This is a genomic window from Micromonospora sp. NPDC048947 (assembly GCF_040649495.1).
Classification (GTDB): Bacteria; Actinomycetota; Actinomycetes; order Mycobacteriales; family Micromonosporaceae; genus Micromonospora; species Micromonospora alfalfae.
The window spans coordinates 135064-153025 of sequence record NZ_JBEZFO010000019.1; the positions used below are offsets into that span (position 1 = coordinate 135064).

General features: G+C 70.5%; 20 protein-coding genes and 1 tRNA gene. 7 read left to right on the forward strand and 14 right to left on the reverse strand.

Annotation, left to right across the window (positions count from 1 at the left end):
• Positions 1–68: 68 nt before the first annotated feature.
• Entirely contained in the window at positions 69–701 is a 633-nt protein-coding gene (locus AB0B98_RS25410; RefSeq protein ID WP_357365809.1) for a TetR/AcrR family transcriptional regulator, read from the forward strand.
• A 64-nt stretch (positions 702–765) separates the two neighbouring features.
• Here the strand turns inward: AB0B98_RS25410 and AB0B98_RS25415 are convergent, their stop codons facing one another.
• Positions 766–2442 carry an MDR family MFS transporter gene (locus tag AB0B98_RS25415; RefSeq protein WP_357365811.1) on the reverse strand — a complete coding sequence of 559 codons (1677 nt, stop codon included), beginning with the start codon at positions 2440–2442 and terminating at the stop codon, positions 766–768.
• Positions 2443–2616: 174 nt separating this feature from the next.
• Positions 2617–3159 (reverse strand): type 1 glutamine amidotransferase domain-containing protein, encoded by a 543-nt coding sequence (locus AB0B98_RS25420; RefSeq protein ID WP_357267253.1) that lies wholly within the window; start codon positions 3157–3159, stop codon positions 2617–2619.
• A gap of 181 nt (positions 3160–3340) precedes the next feature.
• On the opposite strand from AB0B98_RS25420, the gene rfaE2 reads away from it, so the two are divergent.
• Positions 3341–5176: a D-glycero-beta-D-manno-heptose 1-phosphate adenylyltransferase gene (gene rfaE2 / locus AB0B98_RS25425; RefSeq protein WP_357365813.1), complete on the forward strand. Its 1836-nt coding sequence runs from the start codon at positions 3341–3343 to the stop codon at positions 5174–5176.
• Positions 5173–6051 (forward strand): glycosyltransferase, encoded by an 879-nt coding sequence (locus AB0B98_RS25430; protein ID WP_238668838.1) that lies wholly within the window; start codon positions 5173–5175, stop codon positions 6049–6051. The genes rfaE2 and AB0B98_RS25430 overlap by 4 nt, the downstream gene beginning before the upstream one ends.
• A gap of 1 nt (position 6052) precedes the next feature.
• Here AB0B98_RS25430 and AB0B98_RS25435 read toward each other — a convergent pair whose 3' ends face one another.
• From AB0B98_RS25435 to AB0B98_RS25445, 3 genes are read right to left on the reverse strand one after another with little or no spacing between them, the layout of a single operon-like run.
• A complete protein-coding gene (locus AB0B98_RS25435; protein ID WP_357365815.1) occupies positions 6053–7159 on the reverse strand; it encodes a glycosyltransferase family 9 protein in 1107 nt (368 codons plus the stop codon).
• Positions 7160–7173: 14 nt separating this feature from the next.
• The gene (locus AB0B98_RS25440) at positions 7174–7719 is read right to left on the reverse strand and encodes an Hsp20/alpha crystallin family protein (RefSeq protein WP_357365817.1); all 546 of its coding nucleotides are present in this window, start codon (positions 7717–7719) and stop codon (positions 7174–7176) included.
• Positions 7719–8222, reverse strand: a complete 504-nt coding sequence (locus AB0B98_RS25445; RefSeq protein ID WP_196920715.1) for a DUF2231 domain-containing protein — start codon at positions 8220–8222, stop codon at positions 7719–7721. Before AB0B98_RS25445 ends, AB0B98_RS25440 begins: the two co-directional genes overlap by 1 nt.
• Positions 8223–8387: 165 nt before the next feature.
• Between AB0B98_RS25445 and AB0B98_RS25450 the strand changes: the two genes are divergently transcribed.
• Entirely contained in the window at positions 8388–9005 is a 618-nt protein-coding gene (locus tag AB0B98_RS25450; protein WP_357365819.1) for a pyridoxamine 5'-phosphate oxidase family protein, read from the forward strand.
• On the opposite strand, the gene AB0B98_RS25455 is transcribed toward AB0B98_RS25450, so the two are convergent.
• Both AB0B98_RS25455 and AB0B98_RS25460 read right to left on the reverse strand, forming a co-directional pair.
• Complete coding sequence (locus AB0B98_RS25455) at positions 8996–9625, reverse strand: DUF4240 domain-containing protein (protein WP_357365821.1); 630 nt, start codon at positions 9623–9625, stop codon at positions 8996–8998. The two genes, AB0B98_RS25450 and AB0B98_RS25455, sit on opposite strands and share 10 nt — an antisense overlap.
• 31 nt (positions 9626–9656) lie before the next feature.
• The gene (locus AB0B98_RS25460; protein WP_357365822.1) at positions 9657–10064 is read right to left on the reverse strand and encodes a VOC family protein; all 408 of its coding nucleotides are present in this window, start codon (positions 10062–10064) and stop codon (positions 9657–9659) included.
• A 71-nt stretch (positions 10065–10135) separates the two neighbouring features.
• On the opposite strand from AB0B98_RS25460, the gene AB0B98_RS25465 reads away from it, so the two are divergent.
• Positions 10136–10798 carry a class I SAM-dependent methyltransferase gene (locus tag AB0B98_RS25465; RefSeq protein WP_357365824.1) on the forward strand — a complete coding sequence of 221 codons (663 nt, stop codon included), beginning with the start codon at positions 10136–10138 and terminating at the stop codon, positions 10796–10798.
• Here the strand turns inward: AB0B98_RS25465 and AB0B98_RS25470 are convergent.
• Both AB0B98_RS25470 and AB0B98_RS25475 read right to left on the reverse strand, forming a co-directional pair.
• A complete protein-coding gene (locus AB0B98_RS25470) occupies positions 10787–11245 on the reverse strand; it encodes a hypothetical protein (RefSeq protein ID WP_357365826.1) in 459 nt (152 codons plus the stop codon). The genes AB0B98_RS25465 and AB0B98_RS25470 overlap by 12 nt on opposite strands.
• A gap of 559 nt (positions 11246–11804) precedes the next feature.
• Positions 11805–12221 (reverse strand): hypothetical protein, encoded by a 417-nt coding sequence (locus tag AB0B98_RS25475; RefSeq protein ID WP_357365827.1) that lies wholly within the window; start codon positions 12219–12221, stop codon positions 11805–11807.
• A 58-nt stretch (positions 12222–12279) separates the two neighbouring features.
• Here AB0B98_RS25475 and AB0B98_RS25480 point away from each other — a divergent pair, with 58 nt between their 5' ends.
• Complete coding sequence (locus AB0B98_RS25480; RefSeq protein ID WP_357365829.1) at positions 12280–13038, forward strand: ATP-grasp domain-containing protein; 759 nt, start codon at positions 12280–12282, stop codon at positions 13036–13038.
• Between the two features lie 292 nt (positions 13039–13330).
• Here the strand turns inward: AB0B98_RS25480 and AB0B98_RS25485 are convergent.
• A tRNA-Thr gene (locus tag AB0B98_RS25485) sits at positions 13331–13407 on the reverse strand.
• Positions 13408–13551: 144 nt separating this feature from the next.
• Here AB0B98_RS25485 and AB0B98_RS25490 point away from each other — a divergent pair.
• Entirely contained in the window at positions 13552–15306 is a 1755-nt protein-coding gene (locus AB0B98_RS25490; RefSeq protein ID WP_357365831.1) for a metallophosphoesterase, read from the forward strand.
• A gap of 120 nt (positions 15307–15426) precedes the next feature.
• Here AB0B98_RS25490 and ricT read toward each other — a convergent pair whose 3' ends face one another.
• From ricT to AB0B98_RS25510, 4 genes are all read right to left on the reverse strand, one after another.
• Positions 15427–16266: a regulatory iron-sulfur-containing complex subunit RicT gene (gene ricT / locus AB0B98_RS25495; protein ID WP_112585777.1), complete on the reverse strand. Its 840-nt coding sequence runs from the start codon at positions 16264–16266 to the stop codon at positions 15427–15429.
• A 300-nt stretch (positions 16267–16566) separates the two neighbouring features.
• A complete protein-coding gene (locus AB0B98_RS25500) occupies positions 16567–17247 on the reverse strand; it encodes a hypothetical protein (protein ID WP_357365833.1) in 681 nt (226 codons plus the stop codon).
• Positions 17247–17552 carry a hypothetical protein gene (locus AB0B98_RS25505; RefSeq protein ID WP_030334249.1) on the reverse strand — a complete coding sequence of 102 codons (306 nt, stop codon included), beginning with the start codon at positions 17550–17552 and terminating at the stop codon, positions 17247–17249. Before AB0B98_RS25505 ends, AB0B98_RS25500 begins: the two co-directional genes overlap by 1 nt.
• Position 17553: 1 nt before the next feature.
• Complete coding sequence (locus tag AB0B98_RS25510; RefSeq protein ID WP_007454690.1) at positions 17554–17883, reverse strand: YbaB/EbfC family nucleoid-associated protein; 330 nt, start codon at positions 17881–17883, stop codon at positions 17554–17556.
• Positions 17884–17962 lie beyond the last annotated feature (79 nt).

Here is a 17962-nt window from a genome sequence, read left to right on the forward strand (position 1 = left end):
GTCGGACACTGTGTCCGGCAACGAGCGTACGTCGCCCAGCCGACCCCCAGCCACCTAGGATTCCGGCTATGCCCTCGATCACCCGCCGCCGCCCGCGCAACCCCGACGGACGCGCGGCAGTCGAAGCGCGGGTGCTGGCGGCCACCGAACGGCTCCTGAAGGAGGGAATCCGCTTCACCGACCTCGGCGTGCAGCGGATCGCCGCCGAGGCCGGCGTGGCCCGGTCGACCTTCTACACCCACTTCCGGGACAAGACCGAGCTGCTCATGCGTCTCGCCGGCACCATGCGGGAGAGTTCGTTCGACCGCACCGGCGACTGGGACCCGGGCGGCCCCGGCGACCCGCTCGCGCGGCTGACCGAGGTCTTCGCCGACGTGATCCGGATATACCGGACGTACGCCCCGGTGCTGGCAGCGGTCAGCGAGGTCGCCGCGTACGACGAGGCGGTCCGGGAGTACTGGGCGGCCGGGCTGGAGCAGTTCGTGGCCCGCACCGTGGACGCGCTCCGGGTCGAGCAGCAGGCCGGGCGTACCCCCGCCGACCTGGACGTGCCAGCGGCCAGCCGGCTGATAGTGATCGGCGGCGACCGCTTCCTGGCCGACCACGTCAGCACGACCGCGGCCGACCCCGAGACCGACGCGGCAGCCGCCCGGGAGTTGGCCGCGACCTGGTGGTACGGCGCCTACCGCCGCCCCACCTGACCGCGTAGGGCCCGGCTGACACCGACCGCACCGGAGCGGTCCGGGGCGGTCGGTGTCGAGACGCTCAGATCATCGTCTGGGACTTGGCCTCCATGTCGGCGGCGGCCTCCTCCTTCGACTCGCGGGTCAACGGCTTGCCGCCCGGAGCCGGGGCCTCCCCGCCGAGCGGGTCGGCTCCACCAGTGGCACCCTGCGGGCCGGCGCCCCGCAGCTGCGTGTTGGGCAGCGTCAGAGTGACCACCACCGCCACGATCGCGATCAGGCCGGCGGTCAGGAAGACCATGTCCAGCGCGTCGACGAAGGCGCCCTGGATGGCCGCACGCACCGGCCCCGGCAGGGCCAGGATGGTGGCCGGATCGTTGATCGAGATGTTGCTGCCGCCACTCGCCGCGACAGCGGCCTGCTCCTGCGGCGGGAGCTGCGCGATCGCGCCGGGCAACCGGTCGGCGAGCCCGCCGGTCAGCCGGGACGAGAGCACCGTGCCGAGGATCGCCACCCCGAACGAACCGCCCAGCGACCGGAAGAAGGTCGCCGACGAGGTGCCGGCACCCAGATCGCGTACCGAGACCGCGTTCTGTACCGCCAGAATCAGCGACTGCATACACAGGCCCAGCCCGACGCCGATCACCACCATGTACCCGAACGCCACCCACAGCGAGGTGGCCACCTCCAACTGGGTGAAGAGGAACATGCCGACCAGGAGGGTCACCGAACCGGCCACCGGGAACCACTTGTAGCGGCCGATCCGGGTCATCGCACGACCGGTCAGGATCGAGGTGATGATGATGCCGGCCATCATCGGCAGCATCAGCAGGCCGCTTCGGGTCGGCGAGGCGCCCTTCACGATCTGCAGGTACAGCGGGATGAAGATGATCGAACCGAACATCACCAGACCGATGATGAGCAGTGCCGAGTTGGCCAACGCGAAGGTGGCGCTCCGGAACAGCCGCAGCGGCAGGATCGGCTCGGCCACCCGGGCCTCCTGGAGGACGAAGAGCACCCCCAGCACCGCGCCGGCCACGAAGAGCCCGATGATCACGCCGGAGCCCCAGGCGTACTCGTTGCCGCCCCAGCTCAGCGCGAGCAGCAGGGAACTCACCCCGGCCACCAGCAGGCCGGCACCGAGCCAGTCGATCGAATGGTCCCGACGTTCGAACGGGATCAACCGCATCACGTGGTAGCAGACGACGATGGCCAGGATCGCCAGCGGCACGTTGATGTAGAAGATCCACCGCCAGTCGGTCTCCGCGAAGTAACCGCCCACCAGCGGCCCGGCGACCGACGAGATCCCGAAGACCGCGCCGAACAGGCCCTGGTACCGACCACGTTCCCGCGGTGACACCACGTCCGAGATGATGGTGAACGCGAGCGTCAGCAGACCACCCGCGCCGAGACCCTGGATACCCCGGGTGACGATCAGCTGGGTCATGTTCTGCGACAGCCCGGCCAGCAACGACCCGACCAGGAACGTGCCGATCGAGAAGAGGAAGACCGGCCGGCGCCCGTACAGGTCGGCCATCTTGCCGTAGAGCGGCGTCGACGCGGTCGAGGCGAGCAGGTACGCGGTGACCACCCAGGAGTAGTGGTTGATCCCGCCCAGCTCGCCCACGATGGTTGGCAGCGCCGTACCAACGATGGTCTGGTCGAGTGCGGCCAGCAGCATGCCGGTCATCAGGCCCAACATGAGCAGCCGGATCTGCTGACGGTTCAGCACCGGCGCATCTGAGGCTTCGGTGGTCATGTGCCCTTCTATCCCGCCACCCGCAGAACATGCGCCGACCCACCAAAAAACCCCACCCCCACCCCCACCCCACCCCACCCCACCCCCTCCACCCGGGTTGATCATGAAGTTATTGCCACGACACGCCGCGCCGAGGGGCAATAACTTCATGATCAACCGAGGGGTGGGGTGGGGTTAGGGGGTGGTGAAGGTTTTGGTGATTGCTGCGCAGAAGGCGGGGAGGTCGTCGGGTTTGCGGCTGCTGGTCAGGTTGCCGTCGGTGACGCACTCCTCGTCCACCCAGGTGGCTCCGGCGTTGGTCAAGTCGGTACGCAGGGTCGGCCAGGAGGTGATCCGCCGGCCCCGCACCACGTCCGCCTCGATCAGCGTCCACGGACCATGACAGATCACCCCGACGGGCTTGCCCGCGTCGAAGAACGCCTTCACGAACCGCACCGCGTCCGGGTCGCCCCGCAGGAAGTCCGGGTTCGCCACCCCTCCGGGCAGCACCAACGCGTCGTAACCGGCGACGTCGGCCTTGTCGACCGTCACGTCCACGTCGTACGTCCTGGAGTGGTCCAGGTGGTTGAAGGACTGGATGGAACCGGGCTTCAGCGAGACCAGCTCGGCCGTCGCGCCAGCGTTCTCGACCGCCTCGCGTGGTTGGACGTACTCGACCTCCTCGACGCCGTCGGCGGCCAGGAAGGCGATCCGCTTGCCCTGCAATGTCGCTGCCATCTCGGTACATCTCCTCTCCGGGGGTACCTCATTTCCCTTCCCGCCCTCGAACACCCGAAACAGGGCGGACAGGTTCGGACCGGCGAGGACCGGTCAGGGGCCGCCGAAAGACCGCCTGAGCAGCGGCGGGGCCGGTCGGCGCGCAGGTTTGTCCGCCAGGCCGCTGGGGACCCGGGGAGGCATGGCAGGAGCAGCAGCGGAGCAGCGCCGGTTCGCCACCGTCGTGGAGAGCTGGCTCGGACGCCCAGTACTGATCGTCGGTGACGCCATGTTGGACGAATGGCGGTTCGCCGACTCCGACCGGCTCTGCCGGGAGGCGCCCGCCCCGGTCCTCACCCTGCGCCGGCGGATCTCCGCCGCCGGTGGGGCCGCGAACACCGCGGTCAACGTCGCGGCCCTGGGCGGTCGGGCGGTGCTGGTGGCACCGGTCGGCGCCGACGTCGCCGGGGACGAACTGCACGACTGCCTGGACCGCGCGAGCGTCTGGGACCGCACCGTCAACCAGCCCGGGCGACCCACCCCGGTCAAGCGGCGAATGTTGGCCGGCAACCAGATCCTGCTGCGTGAGGACTCTGGCGACCCGGAGGACGCGCTGGACCACGAGGGGGTGACCCGGCTGCTCACCGCCCTGAGCTGCGCCACCGAGGAGTTGCGTGCCGCCGCAGGTGGGGAGGCGCCGACACTGGTGGTCTGCGACTACGGCCTGGGAGCGCTGCCCGCGCCGGTCCGCGCGTGGCTGGTGGAGAACCGCCAGCGGTACGCCACAGTCGCGCTGGACGCCCACGACCTGGCCGACTGGCGGGGCCTCGCGCCGACAGTGGTCACCCCCAGCTTCGCCGAGGCGACCCGGCTGTTGGCCCGCGCGGGCGGTACGACCCGACCGACCGGCGGGACGGAACTGCACCTGGAACACCCGGGCGGCGACCCGGTCGACGGACCGTCCGAGATGACAGTCGGCGCGGCACCGGGGACGGTACGCGCCGACGACACCGCCGCCGAGCTGGCCCGGGTCGACCGCCCGGGACCGGTCGGTGAGCCGACCCCGGGCGAGGGACGGGTGGCCCTCACCGGTGACGGGCTCAGCGTCACCGGCACCGGCGTCACAGTGAACACCCGGGCCGGAGAGGGCGTCGACCGGGCGATCCTGGCCCAGTCGCGGCTTGCCGAACTGCGTGCGCACACCGGTGCCGACGTGGTCGCGGTGACCCTGGACACCGAGGGTGCTGTGGTCGGCGGCGCCGACGGGGAGCCACGACGCAGCCACAGCACCCCGGTGCCGGCGAGCCACGCGGTGGGTGCCGGCGACGCGTACCTGGCGGCGATGACGTTGGCCCTGGCCGCCGACGCGCCCCTGCCCACCGCCGCTCAGCTCGCCCAACTCGCTGCCACCATCACCGTCTCGGACACCGGCACCTGCGTGTGCCGACGCGACGACCTGCTCGCCGCGTTGGACCAGCCAACCGACACCACGAGCCACCCCGCGCTGGTCGGCGGCGACGAGTTGGACGCGATCGTCGCCGAGTACCGCGAGGCGGGACGGTCGGTGGTCTTCACAAACGGCTGCTTCGACGTGCTGCATCGGGGGCATGTGCGCTACCTGGAGCAGGCCCGCGCGTTGGGCGACCTGCTCATCGTGGCGGTCAACTCGGACGGCAGCGTACGACGGCTGAAGGGGCCGGACCGGCCGGTCAACCCGGTCGAGGACCGGGGTGCCCTGCTCGCCGCGCTCGCCTGCGTGGACCACGTGGTGGTCTTCGAGGAGGACTCACCGGCCGCGCTGATCGAGGCGGTCCGACCGGACGTGTACGTCAAGGGCGGCGACTATCCGCCGGAGCTGGTGCCGGAGGCGCCGCTGGTGCGCCGGCTGGGCGGCCAGGTGCGCACCCTGGGGTACGTGCCGGACCGGTCCACCTCCGCGATCATCGAGCGGATCCGGTCGCACAGCCAGGACCCGTCGCCACACCTCGACGGCCGGGAGCCCGACCCGTCGCTGCGCACCCGCACCCAGGCGTCGTGAACCGCCCCCTGGACCTCGGCACCCCGGAGGAGTTCCGCGCCGACCGGCTGGTGGACGTGCTGATTCCGACCCGGAACCGGCCCGCCGAGCTGGCCGTCACACTGGGCGGGCTCGCCACCCAGGACGGGGTACCCGGCTTCGGCGTGGTCGTCAGCGACCAGTCCGACGGGGATCCGGCGTACACGCATCCGGCAGCGGCCACCATGGTCCGGGCGCTACGCCACCGGGGCCACCCGGTGCTGCTGACCCGCCGGCTGCCCCGACGGGGGTTGGCCGAACACCGGGCGTACCTGCTCGCCGCCTCGGCCGCCCGGTACGTCCTCAGCCTCGACGACGACATCTGGCTGGAACCGGGTGCGCTGCACCGACTGGTCACCGCGATCGGTGAGCTGGGCTGCGGGTTCGTCGGCAACGGCGTGCACGGGCTCTCGTACACCGACGACGTACGGCCGGAATCGCACTGCCACTACGAGGAGTGGGTCGGCCCGCCCACACCGGAGCGGATCCGACCCGACACCCCGCAGTGGAACCGGGCCCGGATCCACTCGGCCGCGAACCTGCTGCACATCACCGAGCAGTTGGCGCTGCCGCCGGGCGCGTGGCGGGCGTACAAGGTCTCCTGGATCGGCGGGTGCGTGCTCTACGACCGGGCCAAGCTCGTCGACGCCGGCGGCTTCGACTTCTGGCGTCGGGTGCAGGAGAAGCACCAGGGGGAGGACGTGGCCGCGCAACTCGCCGTGTTGTCCCGCTACGGCGGCGCTGGCATCCTGCCCAGCGGCGCGTACCACCTGGAGTCCCCCACCACCGTCACCGACCGGGACGTGGAGGCGTGGGAGGTCGTCCTCGCCGACGAGGACACCCCGCAGCCGGCCTGACCTACGGGGTGAGCAACTCCCGGGCGGCTTCCAGCACCTCGATCACCGGTACGTCGGTCACGAACGAGTCCCGGTGCGGGCAGTCACCGTCGCCGGGCCGGTGCGGATAGATGCCCGGTGTGCAGTCGACACCGCAGACCGGGCAGTGCACCGTCCACGAGCTGATCGGCCGGTGCCGGCCCCGCAGCGGGCTGGCCCCGTTGATCAGGTTGCCGACCCAGAAGATGCCCACTGTGGGCGCGCCCACAGCGGCGGCCAGGTGCAGCGGGCCGGTGTCGTTCGAGACGACCAACGCGCAGTCGGCGTAGCAGCCGACCAGCCCACCCAGGCTGAGCGTGCCCACCTGTGGGCGCACCGGCACCTGCGCCGCGGCGACCACCCGGTCCACCACCTCCTGCTCGGCGGGTGTGCCGGTGACCAGCACCTCGTAACCGTCCTCGTGCAGCGCACGGGCCACCTCGGCGAAGCGCTCGGCGGGCCAACGGCGGCGGGTGTCGGTGGCACCCGGATGCAACGCCACCCGGGGACGGCTGGCCGGGCCGAGCACCTGGGCGGCCTCGGCCCGGTCGGCGGCGCTCACCGCCAGCGTCGGCGTGATGGTGGTGGCCCGCGCTCCCGCCAGCGCCACCACCTCCAGGTAGCGGATCACCTCGTGCTGGTAGTAGACGTAGCGCAGCCACCGGTCCAGCGGCGGCGCGTCGTCGGCGCGCAGGCCCACTGTCAACCGGGCGCCGAGCCGACTGATCAGCGGGTTGGAGTTGGCACCCCCGCCGTGGATCTGCACCGCCAGGTCGAATTCCGCACCGGCGGCAGCGGCCACGAAGTCGTCCATCGACGACTCCGGCTCGCCCGGCTCCGGCGTACGGATCCCGGCTGCCGGCGGCACCACCAGCACCCGGTCCACCGGGCCGGGCCGGTCGCGCCAGAGCTTCGCGTGCCACGGCGCCCCGAGCAGCACGATCTCCGCCGCGGGGTACGCGCCGCGCAGCGCGTCCAGCGCCGGCAGGGCGAAGATGAAATCACCGAGCGCGTTGGCGCGCAGCACGGCGATCCGCCGCACGTCGGGAAGGCGCTCGGCGGTCGGGCCGAGCACGGACGGAGTGACCACCCGGCCCGCTACGGCTAGTCGATCTCGCCGGCGGTGTCCGGGCGGTGCAGCTCCCGGTCCGCGGCGGGATCGGCTGGCATCGGCGTACCCGTGGACAGGTCGCCGGAGCGCGGCCCGGTGCGGCCGACGGTGATGGTGCGCGGTGCGGGCCGGGTCGCCCGTGGCAGCCGGACCCGGAGCAGACCGTGGTCCATCACCGCGTCGATGGTGTCCGGGTCGACCCGCGCCGGCAGGGTGACCCGGTATTCGAAGCCGCGCGTCTCGAAGCCGCCGGGAATGCCCTGGTCGGCGTTGACCTCCGCCTCCGAGCGGGCCCGCACGCACAACTCGCGGTCGTCCAACTCGACGGCCACCTCCTCCGGCGCCACTCCGGGCAGCCGGACGACGACCTCCCAGCCGTCCGAGGTCTCGGTCAACTCGACGTCGGACCCCCCACCGCGACCACCGACCAGGCGACTCAACTCGGAGCGCAGCGACTGCAACTCCCCCATCGGGTCCCAGCCCTGCTGCCGGCTGCCGCGCCACCCCCGGCCGAAGCCGCCGAACTGCTGCTCGCTCATCACACCTCTCCGATCCGCTGGGTGGCCGTCGGCGGCCGAAGTGAACTGGGCGCGTCCAGGCCGGCGTCGCTGTCCACGCCCACACCGAGCCGGTCGACCAACTCGCCACCGAGCCAGGCGCTGATGCCGAGAATCGCCAGCGCCACCACCTCGATGGCGACCAGTGCCCCGCCGGCGGCCCGGGAATCCGCGTTGAGCCGCACCGCCCACACTGCGGCGAAGAGCAGGATCACCGCGACGTTGGCGCCGGCGTGCAGCAGACCCACCCGCTTGGCGCGGGTGCCGGTCGGGATGGCCAGCAGGTCGAACGAGCCGGCCGCCGCGGCGAGCAGGCCGCCGATCAGGCCGACTGTGATGTTCCAGTACGCGACCTCGCCGAGGAAGTCGGGACCGCCGACGGTGTCCACCACGTCGAACAGCACCGCGGTGGCCAGCAACGCGACCGGGAACATCACCAGCATCGGATGGACTGGGTGACCCAGTACCTTGAGTCGGCTCTCCATCTCCCGGCCTCCACTGGTCGGCGTGCTGCGGAACGGTCTCCTGCGGCGAGCGCGTCGGGTGAGGCCGTACCCCCGGCGACCAGGCACAAACCTCGCGCTGGTCAGGCGGCCTAGGCTGACGACGGTGGTGCCCACCACCGGGTCAACGGCTGAGGGAGGATCAACGTGACGGTGGAGATCACCTCGCACGAGGAGTTGCGCGAGCTGCTCGGCGTACCGCACGCGCGAGCCGCCAACAAGGAACGCACCCGCCTGCACGAACGGGACCGCGAGTGGCTCGGCGCCTCGCCGTTCTGCCTGATGGCCACCGCCGGCGCGGACGGCAGCTGCGACGTCTCGCCCAAGGGCGACCCGGCCGGGTTCGCCCTGGTGCTGGACGACGCGACCATCGCGCTGCCCGAGCGGCCCGGCAACAAGCGGGCCGACGGCTACCGCAACATCCTCGACAACCCGCACATCGGGTTGCTCTTCCTCATCCCCGGGCGGACCGACACGCTGCGGATCAACGGGCGGGCCCGCCTGGTCAGTGACGCCCCCTGGTTCGACGACATGGTCGTCAAGGGGCACCGGCCGGTCCTCGCCGTGGTGGTGGAGATCGAACAGATCTTCTACCACTGCGCGAAGGCGTTCCTGCGGTCCGCGTTGTGGCGGCCGGAGACCTGGCAGCCCGACGTGCTCCCGTCCCGGGCCCGCCTGATCAAGGAGGTCGAAGCCCTGCCGGAGAGCCTCGAAGATCTGGAACGGTACTACGGCCCGGAGTACGCCACGAAGATCTACGCCTGAGCTGCGCCGCCCGGCCGAGACGGCTGCCCCTCGGCCGGGCGCGAGGGACCCGGCTCGTCGCCACGCCAGTCCGACCAGCCGGCCGGGTTGCCGAACGACTCCCGGGAGATCCCGGAGCCGGTCTCCGGCCACGAACCGAACCTGTCGTTGTGCAGGTGCGCGAAGAAATAACACATGCCCTCGCAGTCGGCGTCGAGCAGCGCCATAGCGGGGTTGGCGCGGACCGCTTCGTAGTACGCCCGTCCCAGGGCCACTATGAAACCTCGGGCGTAGAGGAAGCCGTCGTCCGACCCGTCGGTCACCTCGTGGATGTCCTCCCGATCGATGTCGTGCAGCTTGCGCTCCACCACCCGATCGAGGTCGGTCAGCTCCTGCCCGCTCAGCTCGACGGTCAACTGCCCGAGACGATCCAGGAAGGCATCGAGCCAGGCGTCGATCGCGTAGGACGGCCCGTCATCGTCGTCGCCGTCGTCATCGGCGGGGTCGCGCTCGACGAGGGCCTGACGCAGGGCCAGAGGTTCGACGCCCAGCTCCGCCCAGGCCGACTCGATAAGCGCCCACAGCCGGGCCTCGTCGGCGGGGGTGGGAAGCGTCTGAGGGGTGTCGGTGGTCACTGTCACCGTCGGACCGTAACCACCGGCACCGACGCTTTCAGGACTTCGGATCGGCGGACACCATCCACAGGTGACCGTCCGAGTCGGCGAAGACCCCCGCGTACCCCCAGGGTTGCTCCGCCGGCTCGGTGATGATCTCGGCGCCGGCCGCGCGGGCCCGGCCGACGACCCTGTCCGCGTCGGTAGACGAAGCGACACCGAGGTTGAGCAGGCACTCGCTCTGGCCCTTCGGGGCAACCTCGTGCCGGCCGATCACCCACCCGAAGCCGCCGACCGGGATGAGCATCAGCCGCAGCCCGTCGTTGACCACGAACTGCAACGGCTCCGGGATGCCGTCGTCGGCCAACTCGCCCACGGCGTCGAGGCCGAGGCCGTCGCGGTAGAAGCGGTAGGAGGTGGCGCGGTCGGCTATCGGCAGACTCACGATCACCGGTGCGGAAGTCATGGGTGGACGCCTCCAAAGTGTCGGCCCGGCATGGTCAGCCATCAGTGTGTCGCTCAACTAGCGTTGGCGTGGTGACCACAGACGACTGGCTGCCGAAGACCCGCACCTCCTACGACACTGTCGCGGTCAGCTACGCCCGCCTGGTCCGCGACCTGTTGGCCCAGGCACCGCACGAACGAGCCGCGCTGACGTCGTTCGCCGATCTCGTACGGGCAGCCGGCGGCGGGCCGGTCGCGGACGTGGGCTGCGGGCCTGGTCGCATCACCGCCCACCTGCACACGCTCGGCGTCGACGCCTTCGGGATCGACCTCTCGCCCGGGATGATCGAGGTGGCCCGCCGTGATCACCCCGAGCTGAGGTTCGAGGTCGGCTCGATGACCGACCTCAATCTGCCCGACGGCTCGGTGACCGGCCTGGTCGCCTGGTACTCCCTCATCCACATCCCCGACGACGACATCGACGCCGTGTTCGCGCACTTCCGGCGGGTGGTCCGGCCCGGCGGTCCCCTGCTGCTCGGGTTCCACGTGGGCGACGAGACGACGCTCAAGACAGAGGGGTACGGCGGCCACCCGATGAACGTGCACGTCCATCGTCGACAGCCAGCCCAGGTGGCGGCCTGGCTGCGTCAGCACGGGTTCACCGTCGACTCGCAGACCACCGTCACCTCGGCGGAGAGCCGGCTCGGCGGAATCATCGTCGGCCGACGGGAAGACGGTTCAGGCCTACCTGGATGAGCGAAGGCCCTGACCGGCATTCCTCCTGGTCAGGGCCTGCGGTTCAATCACCCACGGCTCGCCTGGGTTCTTCCGGAAAGCAGACTGACCGAGCGGGAGGCTGGCGAGTTGAGCCACCGATGAGTTCAGCTCCATGACATGCCTGATGCATGTCGCGACTACTGCGTCAGGCTGATTCGGATCGTTGACGCCGTCGCCGACCATCCAGGAGTTGTCGTCGGTGTGGATCACCTCGCGCGCCGGCTCTCGACCCTCCAGCACCGTGCGCTGCACGACTGCCCCCAGGTTGTCCGGGAACCGGCCGCCGCTGAAGGGGAAGGGCAGGGATCTGAACATCTCATGCTGGTCCGAGTGTCCGGAGGTCTCGGCGGTGTGATCATCCACCGCGACAACATAGACCCTGGCCTGCGTGCCCAACGTTTCCGTGGCGGCGACGATCGCACCCACCTCGCTCAGTAGCGGCCTGGCTTGACCTGCGTCGCCACGCTGGCTGCCCTCGAATCATCGATCTCCTGCCGGTCCTCGCTCCGGCTGGCTGGGCAGTGGAACACAGGTGCTTTCGCCGGTTCTCAGGAGCCAGAGCACCTGATCGGGTTTCGGCATGGGCAACGGGTCACCGAACGAGTGAACCTCCAGCTCCGCGAGCTGCCCGCTGGCAAGGAAGAGCAAGATGCCTCCAAACCACTGCCCTTCCTGATCGGGAAACTGCCCTTCTACGCGCACCGGAGTCCGCGCCGGTGAGGCGGGAAGGTTCTTGCCTTGTGGGAAGAGGTGTATGGTCCCGCATCCACACCCGCATCCAGGGCGGGCCAGGACATCTCGCGCTTGCACGCGGAGCTCCTCAACACCTGCGAAGTGGTGGCGAAGAAGTGCTTCTAGGACTCCCGCCTCGTTCGCGCTCAGGTGCCGTAGGGGCGGATCTGGCTCTGTCACGGCAAAAGCTTATGCGCGGGTGACCGAGGCGCATTAAAGCCCATCTCTGTGGGTTTGGCGGGCGACGTCTGTCCTAGAGCGGATCCAGACGCAGCATGCCGTCCGGTGAGTAGAAGTATCGGCGTACATGCGTAGCCCAGTCTTCGATCTTCGGGTCTTCCCCCTGTGGTAGCCACTCAGACAGATGCGCGTGCTCGTCGGTGTATCCGTTGTCCAGGAGCCACTGAAGCGTTTCACGCCGCCCCGCTCCGAAGATGGCCTGGGCATCGAAGCCGATGCCCAGGTCCATGTCACCTGTGCGGAACTTCGCTCCGTAAAGGCGCGGCGAGTCCGCCGGATCACCGATCAGGAACAGCAGGAAGGCTGCTAGGTAGATCTGCTCGTACTCGTCGCTCTCACCCGGGTCCGGACCTTCGCGCCACGCTCTTTCGAGGTCGAAAATCTCGCGGAGCACCGCGTGCTGAGGTCCAGGATCATCTACGTCAACCATCCGGAGCGCTTCCCGACCGCTTTAACGGTGGCGGTGTGTTGGGGCAGGATCATCGGTCGTGACACTTGTCCTGCCGCCGCGCCTGACAGCCTCGGCTCAGACCTTGCGCGACGCGGCTCACCGCCGCGGACTAGGCACCGTCCAGCTCCCCACGTTCGAGGTACCCGCTGGGTTGCGTGCTGATCACCTTCATGCGGGACCAAGCTTCGCCGACGTCGTCGCACCGCTACTCGGGATTGCGCCTTTGGAGGCTGAACCTGGCTGGCTGACCGGGATTCCCCGTGAATTTACCCGCCGGGAGATCATCCTGGTCCCAATCGGCGAGGCCTATGAACTCCGTCGGCCGGCGTTCATCAAGTCGCCCAACGACAAGAACATCCCGGCGATGATCTACACCGATGGCTCGCGCCTGCCCGGCCCGGATGCTGTCGACCGACGAGCTCCAGTGCTCGTCAGCGACATCGTCGACTTCACCGCCGAGTACCGGCTACACCTGCTCGACGGTGTGGTCTACGCAGGCAGCCAGTACGCCGCGCACGGCCGGTTGCACCTCGGCCCTCCGTCGACCGACGCGCTAGCCTTCGGCACCGACCTCCTCGCCGGATATGGGCACACGCTGCCTTCCGCCATCGTCGTAGACGTAGGACTGGTCGACGGCTACTGGGCCGTGATCGAGGCAAATGCCGCGTGGGCAAGTGGTGCCTACGTAGCGGACCCGGACCTGGTCCTCGATGTCGTCCTCCGAGCGGCCGGCCCAACGGCTTCGGTCAGCGCCCGCGATCGACAGTTCATTCGACGGCCCAGCGGCCCGAACTAGCCCCTCAGGTCTCTTCGGTGTGAACGCGGGTGCGGCGCATCGTCTGCTGCCGTCGACTGTCATCCCGTACCGCTCAGCTCGGCCAACACCTCGCCTGCCGTCGCCAGGTGTCGCCCCCGAGCGGCACGTTCGATGCATGTCGACTCCACGAAAGGGCAATGCCGCGTAGGCGCCCCGCACAATTGCGTGCCGACTCTCTCCACCGGAGACCCCTTGACGGCTCGGCCCAGGGAGGGCAAGCAAAAGGCCCAGGTCATGATCGGCGATCAAGCCGGTGACCTGGGCCTTTCAGTGGAGCCGCCTGACGGAATCGAACCGTCGACCTACGCATTACGAGTGCGTCGCTCTAGCCGACTGAGCTAAGGCGGCAACGATCAGCAAGTGTACGGCACCCCGGCGGCACCGACCGAACGGGATACCCCCGTCGCGCCGGCCAGCACCAACCGGACATCGGCCGCCATCTGGACGCTTACCGGACAGCGGATGATCGGGTCCGGGACTACGCTGCGGCGGGTGAGCGACGAACGCGACCACCCCGAACGTCAGGACGAGACGACCGAACGCTCTGACCGCGCGCCAGCCGGTGAACGCGTCGCCCATCGGCCGCGCAGCACCGATCCGCTGGAGTTGGGCTTCACGCCGCGCAAGCCGGTGCCGTGGCTGGCGCCGTTTCTGCTGATCAGCACCGGCATCCGGACGCTGCTGGCGGTGCTCTTCGGGGCGTACCTCGACAAGCGCGAATTGCAGAACGCGTTCGGCGACGGCGTCTTCCGCCAGGTCGGGCCGGACGGCGGGCTGTGGCTCGACTACGTGGCCGACCTGGGTGACGGCTTCAACGCCACCTACTCGGTGGCGTACCTGCTGGCGCAGCCCGAGCTGACCGTCGACGGGCACCGCCTGCCCCGGGCGCAGACCCTGGTGATGGGCGGCGACCAGGTGTACCCGTCGGCGGCCTACGCCGCGTACGAGGACCGGTGCAAGGGCCCCTACCAGGCCGCCTTGCCGGTGACGCCGGCCGAGAAGCCCACGCTCTTCGCGGTGCCGGGCAACCACGACTGGTACGACGGCCTCACCGCTTTCCTGCGGTTGTTCGTCCGCTCCCGGGACCGCAACTTCGCGGGCTGGGGCACCGGGCAGTCCCGGTCATACTTCGCTGTGGAGTTGCCGGCCGGGTGGTGGTTGCTCGGCGTGGACGACCAATCCGGCTCGTACCTGGACGACCCGCAACTGGCCTACTTCGACGAGGTGGCCAAGCGACTCGGGCCGGAGTCCAAGGTGATCATCGCGGCGCCGGCGCCGACCTGGGTCAAGGCCGCCGACAACCCCACGGCGTACGACTCGATCGACTACTTCATCCGCACGATCATCGACCCGACCGGAGCGCGGGTCCGACTGTTGCTCTCCGGGGACCTGCACCACTACGCCCGCTACTCGGGGCCGGACCGGCAGCTGATCACCTGCGGTGGGGGCGGCGCGTACCTCTATCCCACCCACAAGCTGCCGGAGCGCATCGAGGTGCCACCGCGGGACACGCTGGCCCGCAAGGCCAGCTCGGCCCAGCCGTACGACCTGGTGGCCCGTTACCCGGACGCCGCGCGGTCGCGCCGTTACGGCTGGGGCATCTTCCCCCGGTTGCCGTTGCGCAATCCCGGCTTCACCACGTTGCTCGGCACCCTGCACACCCTGCTGATGCTTGCCATGGCCGGTGCGACGGCGAACTGGGCCGACAGCACCAACCAGCGACTGTTCAGCGTCCCGCTGGTGGTGATGGTGCTCGTGACTGTGATCGCGGCGGCCCTGTTCGCCAAGCCGCCGAGCGCGAGCGGCAAACGTCACGCGCGGCACTGGATTCTCGGCGTCGGCCACGGCGTCGCGCAGGTGGCGCTAGGGGCGGCCGGCACCTGGGTCTGGTTGGCGCTGCCGTTCTACGACTGGCCGTGGCCACTGCCGGCGGTCGCCGCGGCGGTGCTCTACGGCCCGGTGATCGGTCTGGTCGCCAGCCAGTTGGTGGCGGCGTACCTGCTGGTGGCGGGCTCCTTCGGAGTGAACGTCAATGAACTCTTCGCCGGCCAGGGCATCGAGGATTCCAAGTCGTTCCTGCGACTGCGCATCGACACCGACGGCACGTTGACCATCTACCCGCTGGGGGTGGACCGGGTCTCCCGCGACTGGCAGGTGAACCCCGACCAGTCCCCCACCGAGAGCTGGCTGATCCCCAAGTCCCCCCTGACCCCCCACCTAACCGAACCCCCCACAGTCCTGCACTAACCCCCACCCCACCCCCACACGGCCGAGTTGATCAAGAGGTTTGCGTCAGAAATCGAGCCCGACATGACGCAAACTTCTTGATCAACCCGGGTGGGGTTCGGGGGTCAGGGGGCGGGGGGTTTAGGGGGTGTAGTGCTGGTCGTGGGCTTGGCGGGGGGCGCAGACGGAGGCTCGGGAGCAGGAGCAGCGGGAGCCGTCGGCGTCCAGGCGGACGGTCACCGCGTCGCGGGGGACGCTGTGGCCGACGACCCGGCCGTCACCCTCAGGGGTGGAGACCCGACTACCGACCGCCGGGGCGGTCTCCTGGAAGCGCTGGTACAGCGGGTGCTCGTACTTGAGGCAGCACATCAGCCGCCCGCACGCGCCGGAGATGCGCAGCGGGTTGAGCGGTAGGTCCTGGTCCTTCGCCATCCGGATGGTCACCGGCTCGAAGTCGGTGAGGAATGTGGCGCAGCACAGGTCCCGACCGCAGGAGCCGATGCCGCCCTGCACCCGCGCGGAGTCGCGGGCGGAGAGCTGGCGCAGCTCCACACGACAGTGCAGGGTCGCGCCCAGGTCGCGGACCAGGGACCGGAAGTCCACCCGGTGCGGGGCAGTGAAGTAGACGGTGCTGCGCTCACCGCCGCTCTCGGCGGAGCCGAGCACATGGTCGACCGCCACCACCTTCATCGGCAGGCCGTGCGAGCGGATCAGCCGTTTCGCGGCCACCTTGGCCTCGGCCTTGCGCCGACGTAACGCCTCGTCCCGACGGAGGTCGTCGTCGCCGGCCAGCCCGACCAGGCGGGGGAAGCCGTCGGTCTCCTCGGTCACCCACTGCGCGGCCCACACGCACTCCGCCACCTCGGGCCCGTCATCGGTGGGCACCAGCACCCGGTCGCCCACCTGCGGGCGCAACTCGCCAGGGTCGAGGTAGTAGAGCCGCCCGTACCGGTTGAAGCTGACCGCGCAGAGCATGCCCATCCCCCCACCCTACGACGGGTCACGGCACAAGGCGCACCGGCCGGCTACGCCCCGCTGCCATTCATGACCGTCGACTCGACCTATTGCCGGGCGTCCCGTTGTGCCGTTGCTGCTCGCCCGGACGGTTGAATCCGGGGCCGGGCAGGAGACAAGACGTGCCTCGGCGGCGTTGAGTGGAGGCAGACCTGCGGGGGGTGCAGGGGGAAGACCACGGCGTCGCCGTGGGCGCCGGCTTCAGGTCAGGCGCCCGCGAGCGACGCCGTGGCCTGTCCGAGGCAACGCGGCCACGGCCGGGCCCGGTTACCAGCCGACCCGGGTGGGCTGGTCGTAGCGGGGACGCCCGTCCGTGGGCGGACGCCACGCGGTTTCGGCCAGGCTCGGCGCCCACTGACGCAGCAGCGTCTCCGCACCGTCGTAGGCGACGCAGAGCACTGCCAGCACCCGTGCGGCGATCTCGGCGGCGTCGGCCACACCCGGCCCGACCGGCCCGGGGCGCGTCGACGCACCGGTGGCGGTGGCCGCGACCACGGCGACCGCTTCGGCCGAGCGGAGCACGTCGGCCAACGTGCGGGCCAGCGCGAGACGGCTGCCCTCCACCCAGTCGGCGAGGGCGTCGGCGTAACCGGCTGTGGATTCGAGTCGCCCGACCAGGCTGTCCGGCCCCTCGTCGAGGTGGCGTAGCAGCGCCGCCCGCTGTTGCCCGTATGCCGTGGCGGCCGGGCCGGACCAGAGCACCGAGTCGGTGAGCGCGGCGGAGACGTCGTCGTACCCCCGGACGAGCCGGCGCACCGCGTGGCCGGCGCTGGCGAGCGGCGCCGGGTGCAGGTCGAGGAAGCTGCGAACCGCGTCGCCCGGCAGCACCTGCATGCGGCGCAGCAGCGGCCAGACCCGGTGCCCTTCGGGGACACCGGCCGCGATCAGTCTGTCCACCCGGCGGAGCAGGTCGAGGCCGGGCTCGGCGAGCCGGTCCAGCGCGTCCATCACGGTTCCCCGGTGAGCCGGCGGCGGGCCGCCCTGTCGACCTCGGCGTAGCGGTCGGCGGCTTCCCGCACGGCCGCCGCGGCGGCGGCCAGTCGACCGGCGGCGGCGCGGGCCTCCCGAGCCCGGTCGTCGGTGGCGGTGGTCCACTGCCGGTGCAGCGCCCGACCGATCTCGCCCGGTCGGCCCGGTGCGTCGGCGCCGAACGCGGCCTGAGCCGGATCGCTGGCGGTGACGGTGTGCGAAACGAGGGTGAGCGTGGCGCTCGCCTCGTCGAGTCGGGCGGAGAGCGCGCGCAGCGTGTCCATCTCAGGCCCCCGCGAGCGGTCGGTAGGCGGCGAACGTCTCGTTGTGCAGCTTTTCCCGGGCCCATTCGGCGGCGTCGGCCGCTGCGGTGACCGCTGCCTGCACGGAACCGGCAACGTCGCGCGGGCTGCGGGTGTGCAGCGGCCCGAGGAACCGGACGTCGGTGATCCGTCCACCGGCGGTGACCACCACCTCGACCAGGCCGTCCGGCGAGCGGACGGTCACCTCGACGGTCGACACCGCCTGGTCGAACTCGGCCTGGAGGGACTCGATCCGGCGGTAGCGTCGCACCGCCTCCTCGATCCAGGCTTCGTCGATCTCCCCCCGCGGCATCGGCCGACTCCTCCCGGGTGATCCATCACTCAGTGTGGTGCCACCGTCACCACGGCACAGGGACCGTACCGCACCGCAA